Genomic DNA, 21,406 nt, shown 5'->3' on the forward strand with positions numbered 1-21,406 from the left:
AATGCAGGCAGGTCATAGGCGTGGGCGAAGTTACATGAGAGTCCGCGCCGCTGTCGACCTTCTTCACGGCCTGGCCGAGTGCAACGCCCATCACACACGAAGGATGGAGCGCAATGTGAGGCCAGGCACAGTCCCGCAATGTGATGAAGCGTTGCCGTACCGGAGGCCTGCGTCGCGACCGGCACGCAAGCACATCACTTCAAATCAGCATCGGCGATCCTTCACGGGAACCCTGTTCGGCGTGGCAAGCCCGTACATCAGCGCCAGCCGATCCAGGCACTCCTTGAGACGCCGCGCGAAATAGTCCTGCCAGCGCTGCGTGCGCAGCCCGCGCCGCTGCCCAACCTGCTCCATGGTCATGCCGAGGATCAGGACATCGTGCACCAGCGCCGAGCCGTCGGCGCCGAGCTCATGCTCGGCACGATTCAACCGCAGGGTCGCCTGACGCTGCCCCTCCGTGATCGGCTCGCGTTGCTGACCGCCATCGACGTATTCGCGTGTCGTGTCCACTGCGCGAGGGCCACGCTCGGCCTTCTCCCAATCGTTTTGGAAGGCCCTGCCGCTCCGATACTGCGTATCGTCGATCTGTCGATGCGCGTGCAACCGGCTGAGCGGATCGTTGCGTATCGAGCGGAACGCAACGATCTTGTCGCCCGGCTCGAGCGCAAGGGGGTCGTCGATCTCGACCGTCGCCACCTCGGCATTGAAGGGCAGATCCTGGGAGCGTCGATCGTGCGCTCCGGCGGGATCGTACGGTTTCCGGCGTTTGCCTCGCGGCATTGCTGGTCTCCAAAATGTGTGGTGATGAGCGCGCGGGGTCATCCGCGCGATTGCGGTTGCGGACCGAAGTCCGGCAGTCGGGAGGTGAATCGCCTCAGATGGCTCCGACGGCCTGAAGCCAGGCGTCGTTCAATACCGGCCTCGCTGAGGCCTCCGGATCGCGGCTCAGGTGAAAATGCGGTGCGCAGTAGCTCGTGCCCGGCCGGCACGGATGACCGCAGAAGGTGACCGTCTCGCCGTCGGCATCCCCGCCATAGGGATAGCGGCAGTCGCCGCGTTTCAGGTCGAGCAGTGAAAGATGCCGCGGCTCGACCGCCGCGCAACGAAGTTGGGGCATCTCCACCGCTTCGGCGAAGATTTTTGGCCAGCGAATCAGATCGGGCTTCAGCTCGGCCCGCCCCTCCCGCAGGCACCCGTTGCCCGGGAGCTTCGCCAGGGACGGTTTCAGTGGGTCGAGGCGCCCCGGCAGGGACGGCTCCACCCGATCGAGGCCCACCAACCCCATGCGCTGGGCCCGGCTGAGGGCCGCGTAGCGTGTGTAGGCCGTGTTGAAGGTTGCGTTGATGGTGTCAGCGATCTCCGAGTAGGACAAGCCGCGGGCGCGCAGGTCCTGCAGGGCAGCCGAATGCTCCGGCAGCCAGTTCGTCATTTCCATTCCAGATTCCCATTTTTGTCATTCCGCCGGCGCCTTGCATAGCTTCCGATATTCCGAAGAAAAAGTCAAGCTTGATTTCTGATAATCGTAACGGTATGGATATGACAGGATTTGGAGAGGATGAAACATGCTGGACGCGGCACTGATCGAACGAGCACTGGAAAAGACAGGGAAGAGCAAGGGCGGGCTTGCCCGCGCAATGGGGGTACGGGCCGGGGCGGTATCCGAGATACTGTCGGGGATACGGTTGATCAAGGCGTCGGAGATCGCCCCGATCATCGAATATCTGGAGCTGAACTCGGTGCCGATCATGGGCCGGGTCGGCGCCGGCGCCTCGATCGAGCCGGACCTCGAGCAGGTCCCGCCGGAGGGTCTCGGCGAGGTCGAACTTCCGTTCCCGGTAACCGAGGAGACCATCGCTTTTGAGGTCTCAGGCGATTCGATGCTGCCAAAATACGAGAACGGCGACGTCATCGTGGTCTATCGCGAGCAGCGCCATCCGCTGTCGAGCTTCTACGGCGAAGAAGCTGCGGTCCGGCTGAAAAGCGGCGAGCGCTACCTGAAGACGATCGAACGCGGCAGCTCTTCCGGCCTGGTCAACCTCAAGAGCTTCAACGCCAAGCCGATCAACGGTGTGAAGCTCGAATGGATCGGGGAAATCTGCGTCACCCTGCCCCGCGGCCAGATCGAACGGCTGCGCGGCAAGACGGCGAAGGGCCGCAAATCTGCCCGGACGCAGGGGCGATCGGAGAAATAGCGGCGCGACTTCAGGGCCGACCAGGCCGATTCGGATACCCAGACCGAATCGGCCGGACCAGCGGCGTCGAAATTCGGGTTATCGGCAATTCCTCTTGACATAGTTCCGATTATCGGAAATAATGGCCGATAACAGTCAAGGCATCGAACTATCAGGCATGCAGTATTTTGTCGTGATGATCGACTATGGCCGCCGCGGCCGGGAAGCGATCGTCGACCCCGAAATGACCCGGCGTGAGGTCGTCTCGCGCATCGCGTCGGGTGAATATACCAACATCAGCTTCATCCACGAGATTGCCGAATGTTCGGTTGAGGATGTCACGGACGACATCCTTGCCGAGGCCGCCCTGCCGGAGGTCCCCCTGACCGCCGCTGATATGCAAGCCAATACGCTCGATCACATCGGCGACCTGCGCAAGCACGAGCCGGTCTGACGTCGAGACCTCACGTGGTGATTTCGAAAACGTGATCTTTCTTGAGCCGGCCACTTGGCCGGAACCGGAAACGGACTAGATTGGGTTCACGCAAAGTCTATTCGGACCGGGCGCGGGTTCCCTTTAGATTAGCGATTCGTTTCTCGGGCCGGTAGATTTCTGCTTCAAATGACTCCGACAAAAAATGCCGGGATCGCGGCAGGCGATGGCGATCTCAGGATTGCGCTGCTGCTCGGCATCGCGAACTGGTTTCTATTCCTCGATCATATTCCGCACAACGTCGTCAACACGCTGACCATTCGCAACTTCGGCTTCAGCGGCGCCACCGACCTGTTTGTATTCGTCGGCGGCTACGCGACGACGCTGATCTACAGTGGGATGGCGGTGGAGCGCGGAATGCTGGTGGCGGCCACCCGCATCTTCAGGCGTGTGTGGCAGCTCTACGCCGCCTACATCGTTCTGTTCGTAATCTATGTCGAGTTGATCAGCTATGTCGCGGCCCGGACCGCTGCGCCCGAGATCATCAGCGAGTTCAACATCACCGGCTTCATCGACCACGGTATCCGAACGCTGATCTACGGCCTGTTCCTGCAAGCCAAGCCGCTCAATCTGGATGTGCTGCAACTCATTATCGCCTTGATGGCCTTCCAGCCCATTATCGTGTGCGGGCTGCTCTATGTGCCGAACGCGACGCTCGCCGGGTCCGTTGCGCTTTACGCGACCGCCCGCGTGCTCGACTGGAATCTGACATCATACCCGGATGGACGCTGGTACCTGAACCCGTTCTGCTGGCAATTGCTGTTTGTGATGGGCGGCTGGCTCGCGCTCGTCGGTAGGCGGTACGCCTCCGAGATCCGCTCGCTGCAGGCTACTCCAGCGCTGCGCGCCGCGGCCCTGTTGTATCTGGTGTTCGCGCTGACGATCGTCTCAATTGGCGATATCCCGGCCCTCGCCCAGATGATGCCGGATGGACTGAGCGACATGCTCCTGCCAAGCGACCGGGAGGATGTCGCACCCCATCGCATCCTGCATTTCCTGGCCCTGACGTTCCTGTTCACGTTGCTGGTGCCGCGCGACTGGGAATACCTGCGATCACACGCCCTGCAGCCGCTCATCAAGTGCGGCGAGGAGTGGCTCGCCGTGTTCTGTGCAGGCGTTTTCCTCTCCTTTGCCGCGCACCTTATCCTGATCACCGGCCCGAACTCGGTGGCGAGGCAGGCCGCCGTCAGCATCGCAGGCATCGCGGCGATGATCGCCGTCGCCTACTACGTCTCGTGGTCGAAGAAGCAGGATCACAAATCGGCCGTCGGCGCCCATTCGTGAATCCGGTGGTCTAATCGATCGTCAGCGACCGCCGCAGCCGCGTCTCGCTGTCGTGCAACATCGCAGCGTCGAGCGCATCCCGACCGACTGCGTCGCTCGCACAGGCGAACAGACGGTAGAATTGGGCCCCATCATAGGCGACCAGCAAGAGATCGACGCCCGCGTTCAATGCCTCCACGACGGCGGTGCAGACGTCGTGCTGATAGATCGCGCCCATCACCAGATCATCCGTCATGACGAGGCCCTGGTAGTTCCAGGTTTTCCGGATCAGCCCATCGATGACGGCCTTCGAATGCGAGGCAGGCCGCGCCGGGTCGAGAGCGCTGACCGCCACATGCCCGACCATCAGGCGCGCACCGGTCGTCGACAGCACATCGCGGAACGGACGCCAGTCGGTCACCTCCAGTTCGCCGACCGGCGTATCGAGATCGGCGTTGAAATGATGCGTGTCGGCGCGCACGCGGCCCAATCCGGAAAAGTGCTTCACGGTGGCATTGACGCCCGCGGACTCGAGGCCATGGATGTAGGCGCCCGCGATCGCGCTCACCTTGGCGGGGTCGTGGGAAATCGCGCGCTGATTGGTCAGCGTATTGAAATCGAACCGGTTGCGCGTCGCCTCGGGCCGAAGGTCAAGCACCGGAGCTAGATTGAGGTTGACGCCGAGCGACGCCAGTTCGCGTCCATGGATACGCCCGAATTCCTCGGCCTTTGCCGTCCGCTGCTCCGGCGCCAATTCGGCCAGCGAGGCAAGCGCGGGCAGCCTCGTCAGCGGCGGCGCGAGGTGCGAAACGATGCCGCCCTCCTGATCCGTCGCGACCATCAGCGGCGAAAGCCCAGCCGCGCGCCGCTTCGCCTGCAGCGCAGCGATCTCCGCCTTCAGTGCATCGACCGTCCTGCCGGCGACATTGCGCCCGGTGACATAGATGCCCGCAATCAAGCCGCTCTCCGCCAGCGGCGCGACCTCGTCGAACGACCGGTAGCCGACGATGAAATGCTGCCCAAGGGACCGCGCAAGAAGCGGCTCAGTCTGCATTACGCGGTGCTTGCGGACCTCGAACGCACCATGCGCGGCGAGCATTGCGAGTGGCGGCAGGCACCACAGGATGACCAGAAGCTTCCCCGCCCACGCCCGCCTGCGCCAGGCGCGACGGCGGACCAGCATCAGCACGACGGCGACACTTGCGACCACGAGGAGCAGATTGCCCGTCCCGCGTAGCGGGACCAGATAGGGATCGTTGTGGTTGACGCCGGCAAAGACGAATGCGAGCCCGACGATCCAGGCCAGGGCGATGCCGACTCGCTTGATGATTTGCATGGAGACGATGGGTTGAACAAACCGAACGTGTCGTCCGTATCAGAGCGGATTCGCCGCAGCTAGCGGATAAGACCCCTCTGCACGCAATCTGCATAAGAATCCTGAACTCCTGCTCATCGCCTTTCCGCTGTCTGCACGCAGCCAACCCAAGGTTCGCCATGCCGCAGCCGGGATCGCGTTCGCACACCTGTCGATGACGTCAGCGCGACCGCCGGAGTCCAAACGTCCTTCAATCCTGAGGTCACAATGACAAGCCTTGAGTCACCGGAAACCGAGACCCAATCGATTGCCAACGGCTTGCCGCCGGCCAAGGCCGCCGCCGCGCTTACTCTCGCCGCGCTGGCCGATTGGTTGTTCTATGATCAGAATGCCGGACTCTCGGTGGTCCTGTTCGCAGTCGCGCTGGCCGGCGTGTCACTGGCCTCCAACTTTGGTCACCTCGCTCGCCACAGGCTGCTGATGGCCGGCGCGATCGTTGTGGCCGGGTTGCTCCCTGCCCTGGAGGAGTTCAACGCAGCCTCGCTAGCCTTCGCCGTTCTTGCGCTCGGCACCGCGCTCACTCTCACGACCAATCCCTGTCTCGACAGTGTGGCCAAGGGAGCTGCCTCGCTGGTGGACCTCTTTCTGGTCAGCCCTTTCAGGTTGTTCCGGGACGTCGTCAACGCATTCAGCCTGCCGGGCCTGACCAGGGGTTTCATCCTATGGTTCGTACCATTGCTGCTCGGAACCGTGTTTGTCTCTCTGTTCGTCGCCGCCAATCCAGTGCTGGAAATATGGATCAGCCAGCTGAACCCGGGCAATCCCGCCGCCAGCCTCAGCCTCGGTCGCACGCTGTTCTGGATCCTCGCATTGGCGCTGGTCTGGCCCTTCATCCATGTCAAATGGCGGCACTACACCAACGTCGTGCCCAACGGACCTCGATCTTCCGCGAAGGATCCGGCCGAACCCGATCATTTCATCGACTTGTTCGGCGCAGGCTCCATCCTGCGCTCCCTGATCTTGTTCAACCTGCTGTTTTCGATTCAGACCATTCTCGATGCGATCTATCTCTGGGGCAACGCGACGCTTCCTGCCGCCATCACCTACGCCTCCTACGCCCATCGTGGCGCCTATCCGTTGATCGTCACGGCGCTTCTGGCCGCGGCCATCGTTCTGCTCGCGATGCGGCCGGGCGGCCCGGCCGAACAATCGCGAGTGATCCGACCGCTCGTCTACGTCTGGGTCGGGCAGAATGTCTTGCTGGTGATCTCCTCGATGCTCCGGCTTGATCTCTACGTCCAAACCTACCTGCTCACCTACTGGCGCGTCGCGGCATTCGTCTGGATGCTGCTCGTCGCGGACGGGCTGATCCTGATTCTGGTGCGCATCGTCCTGCGGGCATCGAATGAATGGCTGGTCGGCACCAACCTGTCGGTACTGACCATCGTGCTCTATGTCTGCTCCCTGGTTAATTTCGCCGCCGTCATCGCCGACTACAATGTCAGCCACAGTCGCGAAGCCTCGGGCAGTGGCGTCAATCTGGATATGGACTACTTGATCCAGCTCGGCCCCCAAGCCCTTCCGGCCATCGACCGGGCGATCCAGCTCCGCTACGCCGACCGGGTCCTTGTCTCGCGCCGCAATAGCCTTGTAGAACAGCAACGCCAGCAGATGGCCTCATGGCGCAGCTGGGGCTTTCGCGGCTGGCGGCTTCAGCGTTTCCTGGACAGGCAGCAGACCAATGCGCCGGGATAGTCGATGCGCCGGTTTTCGGAGAAGACTCGTGACGCACCGCATCCTCATCGTCGACGACGACCTGCATCTCCGCGAGGTCATCCGCGTCGCCCTCAAGAAAGCCGGCATGAGCGTGGCCGAGGCCCGCGACGAAAAGGAGGCGCTGACCCGGTTTGCCGGCGAGTCGACATCGGCATGCCGGAATTCGACGGCCTCGATGTCTGCCGCGAGATCCGCAAATCATCGGACGTGCCGATCCTGTTCCTCTCCGCCCGCGACGACGAGATCGACCGCGTCCTCGGCCTCGAGATCGGCGGTGACGACTACGTAACCAAGCCGTTCAGCCCGCGCGAGCTCGTCGCGCGGGTGAATGTCATCCTGCGGCGGCTGACCCCGCGGATAGCGGCGTCAAGAACAGAGGCCGCCGTGCTCGCGCGGGGGCAGCTCTCGATCGATCCCGAGCAGCACATCGCGACGTTCGCGGGCGTGCCGCTGCGCCTGACTGCGATCGAGTTCGGAATCCTGCGCGCCTTCCTGACGCGACCGACGGTGGTGTTCAACCGCGAACAGATCATGAGCGCGGCCTACCAGCTCAACATCCAGGTCTCCGACCGCACCATCGACAGCCACATCCGCAACATCAGAGCCAAGCTCGCAGCCGTGAGCTGCGACAACGTTATCGAGACCGTTCACGGCGTCGGCTTCAAGCTCGGTCGCTGCGAGCTGCAGGCATGACATCGTTCCGCGCCCGCCAGAAGTGGCGACCGTCGCTTGGTCTGGTCATCTTCACCGTGCTTGCCTTGGTCGCTCTGCTGCCGCTGGTGGGTCTGTTCTTCTTCCGCCTCTATGACAACCAGCTGATTCACCAGACCCAGGCCGAGCTGATCGCGCAGAGCCGTGTGCTGGCTGCAATCTATGCGCGGGACGTGCAGGCGCGGCTTGGCAACGCCATCCCGCTCGGCCCCGCGGTCCCGCCGGAGGCGCTGCCTGATCCCGGCGATCAGGTGACGCCGATCCGGCCCGCGCTCGACCTCGCCGGCAACGACCTGCTCCGGCGACGGCCCGACGCGCTGCCGGCGGCCAGGCCGGCGGATCCGGCCTATGTCGAGATCGGCACCCGGCTGATGCCCATCATCCTGGAGACCCAGAAGGTCACGCTTGCGGGTTTCCGGATTCTCGATCCGCAGGGCGTGGTGATCGCCGGACGCCAGGAGGTCGGACAGTCGCTTTCCCATATCGAGGAGGTGGCCGCGGCGTTGCGCGGCCAGTATAGCGCCGCGCTGCGCATCCGCATGCCCGACAAGCCTCCGCCACCGATCTATTCGATCAGCCGCGGCGTCGGTGTTCACGTCTTCTCCGCGATGCCCGTGATCGTCAACGACCACGTTGCCGGCGTGATCTACACGTCGTGGACGCCGAGCAACATTTTCGACCATCTCTATCAGGAGCGCGGCAAGTTCCTGCTCGCCACATTGGCCGTGCTGCTGGCGACGATTGCGATCGGGTTGATGTTCTCACGCACGGTCACGCGCCCCATGCGCGAGCTCGTCGATCGCGCCGTGCGGATCGGCCGTGGCGACCGCAACGCGTTCCAGCCGCTGCAGCACTACGGCACGCGTGAGCTCGCCCAGCTCTCAGATAGTTTCCTCGATATGGCCCAGCAGCTGTCGCGCCGCTCCGACTACATCGCGACCTTCTCGGCCCACCTGACGCACGAGTTGAAATCGCCGCTGACATCGATCAGGGGCGCAGCCGAGCTGCTGCAGGATTCGCTTCAGAGCAAATCGGATACGCTGACCCGCTCCGAACAACAAAGCTTCATCTCGAACATCCTTGGCGACGTCGAGCGGCTCGACGCAATGAGCCATCGGTTGCGCGAGCTGGCCCGTGCGGAGAGCGCCCCACAGAACGAGCAGACCCCGCTCTCTCCCGTCATCGAAAACCTGAAGGGCCGCTTTGCAGGCCGTACCATTGCGGCCAGCGGCTGCCTCGACCGCTCAATCGGCATGTCCGGCGAGAAGGCGCTGATCGTGCTGGCGCATCTGGCCGACAACGCGTTCCGTCACAACGCCAAGTCGGTGGAGATCGAAGCGACCGGTGACGCCTCCAGCGTCAGAGTGTCGGTGAGCAATGACGGCGACCCGATCTCCGACGCCAACCGCGACAAGATCTACGATGCCTTCTTCACCACGCGCCGCGACAGCGGCGGCACCGGCATGGGGCTTGCGATCGCGCAAGCCGTCATGGTGAGCCATGGCGGTTCGATCCGTCTCCTGCCCTCCAGCCAGGGTGCAGCCTTCGAGTTGCAGTTTCCCGCCGTCTGACCGGTCAGAACCGCTTGATGATGATCGCCGCCCTCATCTCGGAGGGCGCGTTGATCGAACCCACTTCCCGACTATTTCCTGCGCGAAGCCAAAATCTTCTCAGCGGCACGAAGGTGCGGCTTGTCCAGCATCTTGCCATCCATCTTGGCGACCCCGGACGGATTGCCGGCGAACGCGGCGACCACCCGCTCCGACCACGCGATCTCCTCATCCGTCGGCATGAAGGCCGCGTTGACAACGTCGACATGCTTGGGATGGATCACGGCTTTGGCGAGGAAGCCGTCCTGCCGCGCGGCAATGGCCTCCGCCTTCAACGCATCGAGATCGTTGATGTCGGTGGCAATGGTATCGATCGCGACCACCCCGGCGGCGGCCGCGCCGATCAGGCAGAGATCGCGGGCCAGGATGAAGGGCGAATGATAGCGGCCGTCGGTCCGGTTGCGGGTTGCCCCGAGCGAGGCCGCGAGATCCTCCGCACCCCACATCATGCCCCAGAGCCGCGGGCTCATGTTCTCGAAGTCGAGGATTTTCAGCACCGCCCGCGCCGTCTCGGTCGCGACCGTGACAATCCGCGTCGTGCCCTGCGCGATATCAGACGCGGCCTCGAACGCGTCGAGATACAGCGCGAGCCTGTTGACATCGGCGGCACCGGCGCATTTCGGCAGCACGATGCCGTCGGGCTTCCCCGGCATGACAGCGGCGAGGTCGCCGAGCGTCAGGTCGGTATCCAGCGCGTTGACGCGGATATAGAGCTTCTGGTTCGGATTGCGCGCATCGAGCATCTTGCGCGTGATGCCGCGCGCGACGACCTTCTGGTCCGGTGCGATGGAATCCTCGAGATCGAGGATCAACGCATCGGCCGCGGTCTTCTTCGCGCTCTCGTATTTCCGGGTGCTGTCGCCGGGAACGAACAGGAACGATCGCATTGTCTATGCCTTCGGCTTGCAGTGCATCAGGCCGGTGCGGCGGCAGCTCGCCACCACCTCGCCGCGCTGATTGGTCATGGTGTGCTCGAACTCGACGATGCCCTGGGTCGGCCGCGACTTGCTGGCGCGCGTGCCGATGATCCTGGTGTGCGCCTTCAGCGTATCGCCATGGAACACCGGCTTTGGAAACTTGACGTCGGTCATGCCGAGATTGCCGACCGTGGTGCCCAGCGTCGTGTCGTACACGCTCATGCCGATCATGATGCCGAGCGTATAGAGGCTGTTGAACAGCCGCTGGCCGAACTCAGTCTTCTCCGCGAAATGCGCATCGATGTGCAACGGCTGCGGGTTCATGGTCAGGAGGCTGAACAGGGTGTTGTCCATCTCCGTCACGGTGCGGCTGAACTCGTGATGGAATTCCTGCCCGACCTCGAACTCTTCGAAATACAATCCAGCCATTTAGCGTCCCTTGTAGTTAGGCGTCCGCTTCTCGACGAACGCATTCAGCCCTTCCTGGCAGTCTTCCGTCGACGCCACCACGACAAAGCTCTCAGCCGCATTCTCGACCGAGCGGCGGAAATCGGCATCGACCGCGCGCATGAAGGCGTCTCGGCCGATCTTCATCACGATCGGCGACTTCGCCGCAAACTTCCGCGCGATCTCGCGCGCTCGCTCCAGCGCAGTGCCCTTCGGCACCACTTCACTGAGCAGGCCCATGCGATGGGCGGTCACCGCATTGAAGGGCTCGCCGAGGAACAACGGGCCGAACGCCTGGTGCTTCCCGACCAGCCGCGGCAGCTGCACAAAATGGATCGCCGGGATCAGACCGACGTCGATCTCGGGATAGCCGAAGGTCGAACCGTCGCCGGCAATGATCATGTCGCAGGAGATCGCAATCGTCATGCCGCCGGCCCGCACGGCACCATCGATCGCCGCAATCGTCGGCTTGCCCATGCGATACTGCGTATCGTTCAGCGCGAAATACAGCCGCTCGAGGAATGTCTTGGTCTCGATCGCGGGCTTGCCTCTGACGATGTCAAGGTCGAGTCCAGCGCAAAACACCTTGTGAGCGCTGCTGATGATGACGGCGCGCACCGCCTCATCATCGCGCGCCTTCGCAAGGGCCGCCAGCAACGCGTCGATCAGGGGCATGCTGAGTGCGTTGACCGGCGCGCGATCCAGCACGATCTCCGCAATCTGATCGGTGATCGAGTAACGAACGAGGTGCGTGCTCATGATGTATTGCCTCCAATTATCGCTTGGCTTGCCGCACGGCGCCTGACAGCAGCAGGCCGTCGATCTCTGCGGAGCCGAAACCAGCCTCCATCAGCACGGCGCGGCTGTCCTGTCCAACATCAGGCGCGGGACAGAGGTGATCCTCGGACAGGCTCGCGATCCCCGGCGTCCGCGGCGAGTAGACCGCACCGACACCGGGCGTATGCTGGCGCACCGACGCCCTGGTCGCCTCGACATGGGCGTTGCGCAGCCATTCCCCGGGATTGAGGATCCGCTCCGCGATGATATCGCCGGCGTGCAGTCGCGTCAGCCAGGCGTCGGTCGGCTGGGTCAAAAACACTTCGCGCAGCTGCGGGATCAGCGTGTCGGCCGCATCGGCGCGCCGGGCGAAATCGGCGAAGCGCGGATCGCTGGCCAGATCCTCGCGGCCGATCGCGGTGCACAGCCGCTTGTATTGCGGCTCGTTCACCAAAGTCACCATCATCCAGCCGTCCTGGGTCTGATAGGTGCCGGCCGGCACGTTGAGCGCGCGAGGCGCACCACCCTCGAGGATGAATTCCGCGACCTTGTGGCCGAGCAGCGCCGAGGTCGACTGGCAGAGATTGACGTCGATCCAGCGGCCGGTGCCGACCGTCGCGCGCGCGAACAGCGTCGTCGCAATCGCCTGGAACGCATACACGCCGGTGACGACGTCGGAGATGGTGGTGCCGACCCGATGCGGCACGCCATCGGTGCCGAGATTGACCGAGACCAGCCCCGAAAACGCCTGCGCGACCGAGTCCGAGCCGGGCCGCTTCGAGTATGGCCCGCTCTGCCCGAAACCGCTGACCGACAGATAAACCAGGCCGGGATTGTCGCGCGACAGGCTCTCATAGCCGAGCCCAAGCCGCTCGGCGACACCAGGGCGAAATCCTTCGATCAGCACGTCTGCCTCGCGCGCCAGAAGCTGTGCGATCGCGATGCCGTCCTTGTGCTTCATGTCGAGGCACAGGCTGCGCTTGCCGCGGTTGTAGACCGCCGACAGCGTCGTGTGATTGCCGTAGGTCGTGCCGAGATAGCGCGACCAGTCGCCTTCCGGCGGCTCGACCTTGATGACGTCGGCGCCATAGACCCCGAGCAGCATCGCGCAATAGGGCGAGGCGATCCCCTGCCCGAAATCGAGCACCTTCAGCCCGCGATACGGCGCCTCGTGCGTCGGCGTCAGCCTGCGTTCGCCCGCCATTTGTCCTCCCACAGCCGTCGAGGAGCCTTATCCTTTTGGGCATGATCCCCGCGCAAACGCTACGCGTTTGTCGCGAGGAAAACCGTTGCACACTTTTCCGGATCATGCCCTACAGCGCCAGATAGCGCTGCCGGATGTTGTCGTTGGCCTTCAGCTCTTCGATGGAGGATGTGTAGACGATCTGTCCCTTGTCGATAACCGTCGCGTGGCTCGCAAGGCCAAGGCAAAAATGCATGTTCTGCTCGGCGATCAACACTGTGGCACCGGTGCCGCGGAGCTGCCGCAGCAGCTCGCCGATGCGCTGCACGATGATCGGCGCCAGCCCCTCGCTCGGCTCGTCCAGCAGCAGCAGCACCGGATTGCCCATCAGCGTTCGGGCGATCGCCAGCATCTGCTGCTCGCCGCCGGATAGCCGGCCCGCGATCCGGTGCCGCAGCGGCTCCAGCAGCGGGAACACGTCATAGACACGGCGGATCGACCACTCATCCTCTCCGTCCGGCCCCTTCTTCTGGCCGATGACGAGATTGTCCTCGACGGTATGCTCGGGAAAAATCTGGCGGTCCTCGGGCACGAAGCCGAGCCCGGCCCGCGCGATGCGATGCGGTCGCATTCCCGAGACCAACTGGCCGCGCAAGGTCACCTTGCCGCGGCGCGCCGGCGCCAGCCCCATGATGGCCTTCATGGTGGTCGACTTGCCGGCGCCGTTGCGGCCGAGCAGCGCCATGGTCTCGCCCTGCCGTACCGAAAGGCCGACGCCGAACAGGATCTGGCTGGTGCCGTAGTAGACGTCGAGGTCCTCGACCTGCACCACCGGCTGCACACTCATGCCACCGCTCCCGCGTGGTCGTCGCTGCCGAGATAGGCCTCGATCACGGCATCGTTTCGCCGGATCGCGTCCGGCGTCCCGGTCGCAAGAATTCGCCCGTAGCACAGCACGACAATCTGCGGCGCGATCTTGAACACGATATCCATGTCGTGCTCGATGAATACGACGGTGATCTTCTGCCTCTCCCAGAGCTCGCGCACCTTGTCGATCATGCGCCAGCGCTCCTCGGTGCCCATGCCCGCGGTCGGCTCGTCCAGCAGCAGCACCTTGGGTTCGAGCACCAGCGCGAGGGCAATATCGAGCAGCTTCTGGTCGCCATGCGACAGCGTCGCCGCGGTCCGGTTGCGCTTGCTGGCGAGGCCGAGCAGCTCCATCGCATGCTCGGCGCGGTCGCGCGTCTCGGCCAGCGGAAAGCGGCGATGCATCACGCCGGCGCGGCGCTGATCGGCGCAGACCGCTGCCAGCATCGTCTCCTCGACGGTGAGCGACGGGAAGATGCTCGCGACCTGGAAGGCGCGGCCGATGCCATGGCGCACGATCTCGGGCGGCGTCTTGCCCGCCATGTCGACGCCATTGAGCAGGATCTGCCCGGCGTCCGGCCGCAGCGCGCCCGTGATCAGGTTGAAGAAGGTGCTCTTGCCGGCGCCGTTGGGGCCGATCACGGCGGTGAGCGAACCGTCGGCAAAGTCGAGCGAGACGTTGTCGGTCGCCTTGACCCCGCCAAAGGATTTCGAGAGGGCGCGAATTTCCAGCATGGCTAGCCGCCCGCCTCCCGCAACCCGCCATAGCTATTCCACGACGTGGCGACGAGCCAGCCGCAATCGACCGGCACGTTGGCGCCCGTCATGGCGGACGCCGCGTCAGAAGCGAGGAACGCGACCACGCGGCCGATTTCCGAGGGATCGACGAGGCGGCGGAGTGCGGCATTGGCGGCGAGTGCGGAGACATCCCGCTCCCCGCGATCGATCGCAGTCTTCAGCGCCGGAGTCAGCGTGTAGCCGGGCGACACGGAGTTGACGCGGATTCCGGACGGTCCCCACTCCGCCGCCAGGCACTCGGTGATGGCGATCACCGCGGCCTTGGCAGGCGCATAGGCATGCAACGGCATCGAGCGCATTCCGGCAATCGAGGCGATGTTGACGATGCTCCCGCGCTTTCGCGCGATCATCTGCCGCGCAAAGGCGATGCAGGCGACATAGGTGCCGCGCTGGTCGACCCGCACGACGTCGTCCCAGGCCGCCATCGGCAGATCGTGCGGCCGGACCGGCACCTGGATGATCCCGGCGCTGTTGACCAGCACATCCACGGGGCCGCAGTCCCGCTCGATCCCGGCCGCACAGGCCTCGACGCTTCGCTCGTCTGCCACATCGGCGGCAAACGCCCTGCCGCCGACTTCCGCGGCAACCGCCTGCGCCTTGGCGAGGTCGCGGTCGACGACCGCCACAAGGTCGCCGGCCGCGGCCAGTTCCCGGACGCAGGCCGCCCCGATGCCGCTGGCGCCGCCGGTGACGACGCTGATCCGTCCTTTTGCACTCATGGCGCGCGCTCCCCGGCCACGCCGCGACGCTGCGCGAACCATTCGACGACAAAGTCCATCAGGCCCTTCCGCAGGCCGATGGCAAAGAACAGGATCACGATGCCGAGCACGATGCCGTGATACTCGGTCAGGCGCGTGACGGTGTCATTCAGGATCAGGAACAGCATGGTGCCGACCATCGGTCCGAGGAAGGTGGTCACGCCGCCGAGCATGTTGATGAAGATGCCCTCGCCCGAGATCGTCCAATAGGCGAATTCCGGATAGGCGCCGGAGACGAACAGCGCCATGATCATGCCGCCGGTCGAAGCGAACAGCGCCGCCAGCACGAAGATTGTCAGCTTGGCGCGCCAGACATCGATGCCGATGAAGCTCGCCCGCGTCGCGTTGTCGCGGATCATGCGCAGCGTGTAGCCGAACGGCGACTGTGCGATCTGGCGCATCAACAGCAGACCAATCACCAGCAGCGCGCAACTCGCGATGTAGAGATGCAAATGGTTCGACAGATCGATGCCGAGAAACGGCGGCCGCGGGATGCCGCCGCGCAGGCCCTGGTCGCCGCCGGTCAGCGACTGCCACGACAGGATGGTCGAGTGGATCAACATCTGGAACGCCAGCGTGACGAAGGCGAAGTAGATTTCCTTCAGCCGCACGCAGATTGCGCCAATAGCGACGGCAACGACCAGGGTCATCGCCAGCGTGCCGACGAAGGCCACCGGGATCGGCACACCGGTCTTCTGCATCATGAGGCCAAAACCATAGGCGCCGAGGCCGAAGAACATGCCGTGCCCGAACGAGATCAATCCGGTGTAACCCACGAGAAGGTTGAGTGACGTCGCGAACAATCCGTAGGCCGCACAGCGGATCACGAAGTCGAGCAGCTGCTTGCTGCCGAATATCATCGGCAGCAGCGCGAGCACGGCGAACGCCGCGAGCGCGATCAGCACATCGCGATAGCGCTGCGGCCTGGCATCGATCCGGGGAACCTCGAGCGGCTGTGCGCCTTGGCCGGCCTGCAGCTCGGTCATGCGACCTCCTTGCCGAACAGGCCGGTCGGGCGCGACACCAGCACGATCACCATGAAGAGATACATCAGCCCCTCGGTGAACAGCGGGAAGCCGAGCGATCCGAACGAGCGGATCAGGCCGATCAGCAGCGCACCGATCAGCGCACCCAGGATCGAGCCCATGCCGCCGATCACGGTGACGATGAAGGACTCGATCAGCACCGAGAACCCCATGCCCGGCGTCAGCGAGCGCACCGGCGCGGCAAGCGCTCCCGCCAGTCCCGCCAGCATGCCGCCGAGCGCGAACACGCCGCCATAGATCAGCCCGGTGTTGATGCCGAGCGCCGAGACCATCCCGGGATTATGCGCGGCGGCGCGGATGACCTTGCCGATCCTGGAGCGCGCCAGCGCCAGCCCGAGAACCACGGCCGCTGCGAGCGCCACGCCGATCAGCAGCAGGTAATATGGCGGCACCACGCCGCCGGCGATGAACAGCGGCGGCACCTGGAACGCGGCCGGCATGCCCATGGACCTGAATTCGGGTCCCCAGATCATGCGGACGACGTCGTCGAAGATCAGCACGAAGGCATAGCAGACCAGAAGCTGCATCAGCACGTCGCGGCCGTAGACGCGGCTCATGAAGACGCGCTCGAAGATCAGGCCGAGGATCGCGGTGCCGACGGCGCCGCTCAGTATCGCCAGCGCAAAGCTGCCGGTGAACTGATAGGCCGTCATCGCGAAATAGGCGCCGAACATATAGAAGGCGCCGTGGCTGAAATTGACCACCTTGAGCACGCCGAAGATCAGCGTCAGCCCGACGGCGACGAGAAACAACAGCATGCCGATGATCAGGCCGCTGGTGGTCTGCGTCACCAGGCATGCAGGACTGACGAGACAACTGGCGAGCGCGTCGAGGTCCACGGGAAATCATCCATTACGGCGAGCCGCAAGGACGGCGCGCGACAGAAAGGCGGAGACAGCACGCTGCTGCCTCCGCCCCGCATGCGGATCAGGTGTAGCCCTTGCTCTTCTTCCACTCGGCTTCGAGCTCGAAGATGGTCTTCCAGTCGCCTGCCTTCACGTCGGGCACGTAGGGCTCCTGCGGGATCGTGGTGCCCCAGCCGATCGCGTAGCCGACCAGCGTGTGGTCGTCGGCGCGCATGGTGACGGTGCCGTCGGCGCCGAACGGGCACTTGATGGTAAGCCCGGTGAGGGCCTCCGCGACCTTCTTGCCATCGGCCGAGTTCGCCTTCTTGACGGCCTCGTTGAGGAACATGACCGCCGTTGCGTTCTGCCACGACCAGTTGGTCGGATATTCGTTGTACTTCGCCTTGTAGGCATCGCCCCAGGCCGCATTCTCTGGCGTCGGCGGGAATGTCTTGATGTAGCGGTCGCCGGAGTGGATGCCCTTGGGCAGGTTCTTCACCACGGTGAGCGCGGTGTAATCGGCCATGTTGACCGCGAACACCTCCATCTGGGTGAACATCGCGTAAATGTTGGCCTGGTCGATGTACGAGGTGAGATCGCCGCCCCACAGGCAGGAATACAGCGCCTGCGGTTTCGCCTGCAGGATCTTGGTCACCACTTCGGTGTAATCGGGCTGGAACAGCTTTGGCCAGGACTCGCTGATGATCTCGACATCGGGCGCGAACTTCTTCAGGTACAGCACGAACTCGCCGGTGGTGTCGCGGCCATAGGCATAGTCGGGCGAACAGGTCGCCCATTTCTTCAGGCCCTTGGCCTTGGCGATCCCTGCCGCGTAGCCGGCACCGACGATCGAGTCATGAATGCCTTGCCTCACGCAACGGAAAGCGTTCGGGATGTGCTGCTTGGGATCGGCGGTCAGCGACGACGCTTCCGAGCAGGTGTGGATGCAGAGCACGCCGAGATCGCGCGCCACCTCATGAACCGCGAACGATCCCGACGACGCCTCGCCGTCGAGCAGCATCTCGCAGCCGTCGGTGTTGACGAGCTCGCGCGCGATGCGGGCGGCTTCCTGCGGCTGTCCCTTGGAATCGCGGATCACCATCTCGATCTGCCGCCCGGCGAGCCCGCCGGCGGCATTGACCTTCTCGACCTCCAGCATCACCGCATTGCGCGAGGAGGTTCCGAGCTGCGCGACGCGGCCCGAGAGAATGGTCGGCATGCCGATCTTGATGGTCTTGGCCTGGGCACGCGCCACCCATGGCGCGGCAAGGCTCGCCGCGCCGGCACCCATCAGCGCAAGCGTCGAGCGCCGGGTGATGCCCGGTTTCCGGGTCCTCTTCATATTCCCCTCCCTGTCGGGTGTTGGCGTTCCCAAAATCCCTGTCGGAGATCGTTCCGTCTCCGTGACCGCAATGTTTTCAGAGCAAGGGGGGTGACGTCAAGCCAAAGATGAATTACGACTCATAATTCATCTAGGGAGAAACGGCGCCGGAAATCGGCCCGACGGGCGGCAAATGATCAATCTTTCCAGCTTCATCGCATTTCATGCCAAGCGGACTCCGGACCGCTGTGCGCTGAAATATCGCGGCGAAGATGTCTCCTATGCCGACTTTGATCTGCGCATCCGCCAGGTCGGCGGCTGGCTGGCGGCGCGCGGGATTGCGCCCGGCGACGTCGTCGCGGTGCTGATGAAGAACAGCACGGCCTTTCTCGAACTGGTGTTCGCAACCAGCCATATCGGCGCGGTGTTCCTGCCGATCAATTATCGGCTGTCGGCCGATGAGGTCGGCTATATCGTCGGCAATTCCGGTGCGCGCCTGCTGGTCGCCGACGAGGAATTTTCCGCGATCGCAGCCGGCGACGCGCCGGTCGTGCTGCTCGACGAAGGCGCGCAGTCCAGCATCACCAGCCTCGCGCCCGACATCGCGCCGGCGCCGATCCATGTGCGCCAGCCGCGCGACCTGATGCGGCTGATGTACACCTCGGGCACGACGGATCGCCCCAAGGGGGTGATGCTCACCTACGAGAACATCTACTGGAAATCCGCCGACCAGACGCTGGTGCTCGGGCTCAACGCCGACACCCGGCTGCTCGTCGTCGGCCCGCTCTACCATGTCGGCGCGCTCGACCTGCCCGGCATTGCGGTGCTCTGGCACGGCGGCATGCTGTGCATTCATCGCACCTTCGAACCGGAGCCGGCGCTCGCCGCGATCGAGCGCGAGAAGCTGAACGCCGCGTGGTTTGCGCCTGTCATGACCACCGCCCTCCTCACCTGCCCGAACCGCGAACGCTACGACGTCTCCAGCCTGAAATGGGCGATCGGCGGCGGCGAGAAGACGCCGGAAGTGCGCATCCGCGCCTTCTCGGATTATTTCGGTAATGCGCGCTACATCGATGCCTACGGCCTCACCGAAAGCTGCGGTGGCGACACCTTCATGGAAGCGGGCCGCGAGATCGAGAAGATCGGCTCGACCGGCCGCGCCATCGCCCATGTCGAGATCGATATCCGCGACGATGCCGGCAAGCGCCTGCCCGCCGGGCAGAATGGCGAGATCTGCCTGCGCGGTCCGAAGGTCACGCAGGGCTACTGGAAGGACCCGGAGAAGACCGCATCCGCCTTCTTCGGCGACTGGTTCCGTACCGGCGACGTCGGCTATCTCGACGCGGACGGCTTCCTCTATCTGACCGACCGTAAGAAGGACATGATCATCTCCGGCGGCGAGAACATCGCCTCCTCCGAGGTCGAGCGCGTCATCTACGAAATGCCTGAGGTGCGCGAGGTCGCGGTGATCGGCCTGCCGGACGCGCGCTGGGGCGAAAGGCCGGTCGCCATCGTGGTGCTGGCCGCCGACGCAAAGCTCGATCTGCCCGCGCTCACAGATTTCTGCCGCTCGCGGCTCGCCGGCTTCAAGGTGCCGCGGCAGTTGATCATCCGCGACAGCCTGCCGCGCAATCCATCCGGCAAGGTGCTCAAGCGCGTGCTCCGCGCCGAACTCGAGGCCATCGCATGACACAAGCGACATCTGCCAAGGTGACCAAGCTCAACCGGGTCGAGCGCAACGCCTGGACCAAGCAGAAGGTCTTCGACGCCGCGACCAAGATCGTCGGCAAGTACGGCTACGCCGAAGCCTCCGTCGCCCGCATCACCGAAGCCGCCGGCGTCGCGCAGGGCACTTTCTACAATCATTTCGAAAACCGCCAGGAACTGCTCGACCAGCTGCTGCCGAAGATCGGCCTCGACATGGTCCGCTTCATCCGCGCGCGAACCGGCACCGCCAGCGCAGCCCGGCAGGAGATCGAGCGCTTCAGCGCCTTCTTCGATTTCATCCGCGAGGTACCGGAATTCCTGCGCATCCTCAACGAGGCCGAGTTCTTCGCGCCGATCGGCTACCAGAAGCATTTCGACAACATCTCGAGCGCCTATCTGCGGATTCTGCAGCGCGCGCGGGCCGCGGGAACCACCAATAATTTCAGCGACGAGGAATTCGAGGCCATCGTCCAGGTGTTGATGGGCGCGCGCGGCTATCTCAGCCGCCGCTATTCCTACTCCGAGCAGGGCGTCACCGCCGTCCCCGATTACGTCATCACTGCCTACCAGAAGCTGGTCACGCGCGGCCTGTTCACCACGAGCGACAAGGGAAGAAAATCATGAGCGCCGACGGCACCATCCTCGTCACCGGCGGCAGCCGCGGCATCGGCGCGGCGACCGCAACGCTGCTTGCCGATCAGGGCCATCGCGTCGTCATCGTCGACATCGCGCCCGAGCCGCTGGCCGGAACGGCGGCCATCCTTTGGCCGGCGCCGTTCGACGTCGCGAGCGAAGCCGCCGTGGTCGCGGGCATTGCCGATATCGAGAAGGCGCACGGCCCGATCACCGGCCTCGTCAACGCGGCCGGCGTGTTCGGCAAGATGCACACGATCGAGCGCGTGCGGATGGAGCAATGGGACCGCGAGGTCAACATCGATCTGCGCGGCACCTTCCTGGTCGCGCGCAGCGTCGGCATCGCGATGGCGAAGCGGCGGCATGGCGCGATCGTCAACGTCGCCTCGGTGGCCGGCATGACGTCGGGTCCGATCCACGCCTACACCGCGGCGAAGGCCGGCGTCATCCAGATCACCCAGACGCTCGCCGCCGAATGGGGCCGCGTTGGCATCCGCGTCAACGCGGTGTCGCCCGGCTTCACCCGCACGGCGGCGCTCGAGGCCGGCATCGCGTCGGGCGCCCTGAACAGGGACCTGCTGGCGCGCCCGACCGCGATGAACCGGCTGGTCGAGCCGATGGAAGTGGCGCAGGCGATCGCCTGGCTGCTTTCGCCGCAGAGCAGTGGCGTGACCGGCATCAACCTGCCGGTCGATGTCGGCTACATCGTCGGCACCACCTGGGCCGCCTATGGCGGTCTGCCGGACGCGCCGGCCAGCTGAGGACAAC

Annotated in this window: 21 protein-coding genes and 1 pseudogene; 9 read left to right on the forward strand and 13 right to left on the reverse strand. The window is 64.4% G+C overall.

Annotated features, from left to right (window positions below):
- Positions 1-204 precede the first annotated feature (204 nt).
- Entirely contained in the window at positions 205-780 is a 576-nt protein-coding gene (locus G6P99_RS32550) for a DUF6456 domain-containing protein (RefSeq protein ID WP_165129059.1), read from the reverse strand.
- A 94-nt stretch (positions 781-874) separates the two neighbouring features.
- Positions 875-1,435: a GcrA family cell cycle regulator gene (locus tag G6P99_RS32555; protein ID WP_051346131.1), complete on the reverse strand. Its 561-nt coding sequence runs from the start codon at positions 1,433-1,435 to the stop codon at positions 875-877.
- A gap of 127 nt (positions 1,436-1,562) precedes the next feature.
- Between G6P99_RS32555 and G6P99_RS32560 the strand changes: the two genes are divergently transcribed.
- The 3 genes from G6P99_RS32560 (at position 1,563) to G6P99_RS32570 (ending at position 3,948) form a co-directional block, all read left to right on the forward strand.
- On the forward strand, positions 1,563-2,192 hold the full coding sequence (locus G6P99_RS32560) for a LexA family transcriptional regulator (RefSeq protein WP_029080008.1): 630 nt from the start codon (positions 1,563-1,565) through the stop codon (positions 2,190-2,192).
- A gap of 157 nt (positions 2,193-2,349) precedes the next feature.
- Positions 2,350-2,625, forward strand: a complete 276-nt coding sequence (locus tag G6P99_RS32565) for a hypothetical protein (protein ID WP_029080009.1) — start codon at positions 2,350-2,352, stop codon at positions 2,623-2,625.
- Between the two features lie 168 nt (positions 2,626-2,793).
- Positions 2,794-3,948, forward strand: coding sequence for an OpgC domain-containing protein (locus tag G6P99_RS32570; RefSeq protein ID WP_029080010.1), 1,155 nt, complete (start codon positions 2,794-2,796; stop codon positions 3,946-3,948).
- 10 nt (positions 3,949-3,958) lie between these two features.
- Here G6P99_RS32570 and G6P99_RS32575 read toward each other — a convergent pair whose 3' ends face one another.
- A complete protein-coding gene (locus G6P99_RS32575) occupies positions 3,959-5,263 on the reverse strand; it encodes a glycoside hydrolase family 3 N-terminal domain-containing protein (protein WP_051346132.1) in 1,305 nt (434 codons plus the stop codon).
- Between the two features lie 297 nt (positions 5,264-5,560).
- Between G6P99_RS32575 and G6P99_RS32580 the strand changes: the two genes are divergently transcribed.
- From G6P99_RS32580 to G6P99_RS32590, 3 genes and pseudogenes are all read left to right on the forward strand, one after another.
- Complete coding sequence (locus tag G6P99_RS32580; RefSeq protein WP_334261762.1) at positions 5,561-6,997, forward strand: DUF4173 domain-containing protein; 1,437 nt, start codon at positions 5,561-5,563, stop codon at positions 6,995-6,997.
- A gap of 28 nt (positions 6,998-7,025) precedes the next feature.
- A pseudogene (locus G6P99_RS32585) lies at positions 7,026-7,711 on the forward strand (response regulator transcription factor).
- On the forward strand, positions 7,708-9,300 hold the full coding sequence (locus G6P99_RS32590) for an ATP-binding protein (RefSeq protein ID WP_029080012.1): 1,593 nt from the start codon (positions 7,708-7,710) through the stop codon (positions 9,298-9,300). Before G6P99_RS32585 ends, G6P99_RS32590 begins: the two are co-directional and overlap by 4 nt.
- 71 nt (positions 9,301-9,371) lie before the next feature.
- On the opposite strand, the gene G6P99_RS32595 is transcribed toward G6P99_RS32590, so the two are convergent.
- The 10 genes from G6P99_RS32595 to G6P99_RS32640 all read right to left on the reverse strand — a co-directional run bounded on the left by G6P99_RS32595 (position 9,372) and on the right by G6P99_RS32640 (position 18,319).
- On the reverse strand, positions 9,372-10,226 hold the full coding sequence (locus tag G6P99_RS32595) for an HpcH/HpaI aldolase/citrate lyase family protein (protein WP_029080013.1): 855 nt from the start codon (positions 10,224-10,226) through the stop codon (positions 9,372-9,374).
- A 3-nt stretch (positions 10,227-10,229) separates the two neighbouring features.
- On the reverse strand, positions 10,230-10,685 hold the full coding sequence (locus G6P99_RS32600; protein ID WP_029080014.1) for a MaoC family dehydratase: 456 nt from the start codon (positions 10,683-10,685) through the stop codon (positions 10,230-10,232).
- The gene (locus G6P99_RS32605) at positions 10,686-11,462 is read right to left on the reverse strand and encodes an enoyl-CoA hydratase/isomerase family protein (protein ID WP_029080015.1); all 777 of its coding nucleotides are present in this window, start codon (positions 11,460-11,462) and stop codon (positions 10,686-10,688) included. It abuts the gene before it with no gap.
- 16 nt (positions 11,463-11,478) lie between these two features.
- Positions 11,479-12,684, reverse strand: a complete 1,206-nt coding sequence (locus G6P99_RS32610; protein WP_051346133.1) for a CaiB/BaiF CoA transferase family protein — start codon at positions 12,682-12,684, stop codon at positions 11,479-11,481.
- A 109-nt stretch (positions 12,685-12,793) separates the two neighbouring features.
- Positions 12,794-13,510, reverse strand: a complete 717-nt coding sequence (locus G6P99_RS32615; protein ID WP_029080016.1) for an ABC transporter ATP-binding protein — start codon at positions 13,508-13,510, stop codon at positions 12,794-12,796.
- Entirely contained in the window at positions 13,507-14,265 is a 759-nt protein-coding gene (locus G6P99_RS32620; RefSeq protein WP_165124958.1) for an ABC transporter ATP-binding protein, read from the reverse strand. The genes G6P99_RS32615 and G6P99_RS32620 overlap by 4 nt, the downstream gene beginning before the upstream one ends.
- A gap of 2 nt (positions 14,266-14,267) precedes the next feature.
- Positions 14,268-15,047 (reverse strand): SDR family NAD(P)-dependent oxidoreductase, encoded by a 780-nt coding sequence (locus tag G6P99_RS32625; protein ID WP_165124960.1) that lies wholly within the window; start codon positions 15,045-15,047, stop codon positions 14,268-14,270.
- A complete protein-coding gene (locus G6P99_RS32630; protein ID WP_029080019.1) occupies positions 15,044-16,072 on the reverse strand; it encodes a branched-chain amino acid ABC transporter permease in 1,029 nt (342 codons plus the stop codon). Before G6P99_RS32630 ends, G6P99_RS32625 begins: the two co-directional genes overlap by 4 nt.
- On the reverse strand, positions 16,069-16,971 hold the full coding sequence (locus tag G6P99_RS32635) for a branched-chain amino acid ABC transporter permease (protein WP_029080020.1): 903 nt from the start codon (positions 16,969-16,971) through the stop codon (positions 16,069-16,071). The genes G6P99_RS32630 and G6P99_RS32635 overlap by 4 nt, the downstream gene beginning before the upstream one ends.
- 88 nt (positions 16,972-17,059) lie before the next feature.
- Positions 17,060-18,319 (reverse strand): ABC transporter substrate-binding protein, encoded by a 1,260-nt coding sequence (locus tag G6P99_RS32640; RefSeq protein ID WP_029080021.1) that lies wholly within the window; start codon positions 18,317-18,319, stop codon positions 17,060-17,062.
- A gap of 172 nt (positions 18,320-18,491) precedes the next feature.
- Here G6P99_RS32640 and G6P99_RS32645 point away from each other — a divergent pair, with 172 nt between their 5' ends.
- From G6P99_RS32645 to G6P99_RS32655, 3 genes are read left to right on the forward strand one after another with little or no spacing between them, the layout of a single operon-like run.
- Positions 18,492-19,988, forward strand: a complete 1,497-nt coding sequence (locus G6P99_RS32645; protein ID WP_165124962.1) for an AMP-binding protein — start codon at positions 18,492-18,494, stop codon at positions 19,986-19,988.
- Positions 19,985-20,629, forward strand: a complete 645-nt coding sequence (locus G6P99_RS32650) for a TetR/AcrR family transcriptional regulator (protein WP_165124965.1) — start codon at positions 19,985-19,987, stop codon at positions 20,627-20,629. Before G6P99_RS32645 ends, G6P99_RS32650 begins: the two co-directional genes overlap by 4 nt.
- Positions 20,626-21,399 carry an SDR family NAD(P)-dependent oxidoreductase gene (locus G6P99_RS32655; RefSeq protein WP_029080024.1) on the forward strand — a complete coding sequence of 258 codons (774 nt, stop codon included), beginning with the start codon at positions 20,626-20,628 and terminating at the stop codon, positions 21,397-21,399. The genes G6P99_RS32650 and G6P99_RS32655 overlap by 4 nt, the downstream gene beginning before the upstream one ends.
- Positions 21,400-21,406 lie beyond the last annotated feature (7 nt).

It is taken from the genome of Bradyrhizobium sp. 6(2017), from assembly GCF_011058295.2.
Lineage (GTDB): Bacteria > Pseudomonadota > Alphaproteobacteria > Rhizobiales > Xanthobacteraceae > Bradyrhizobium > Bradyrhizobium septentrionale.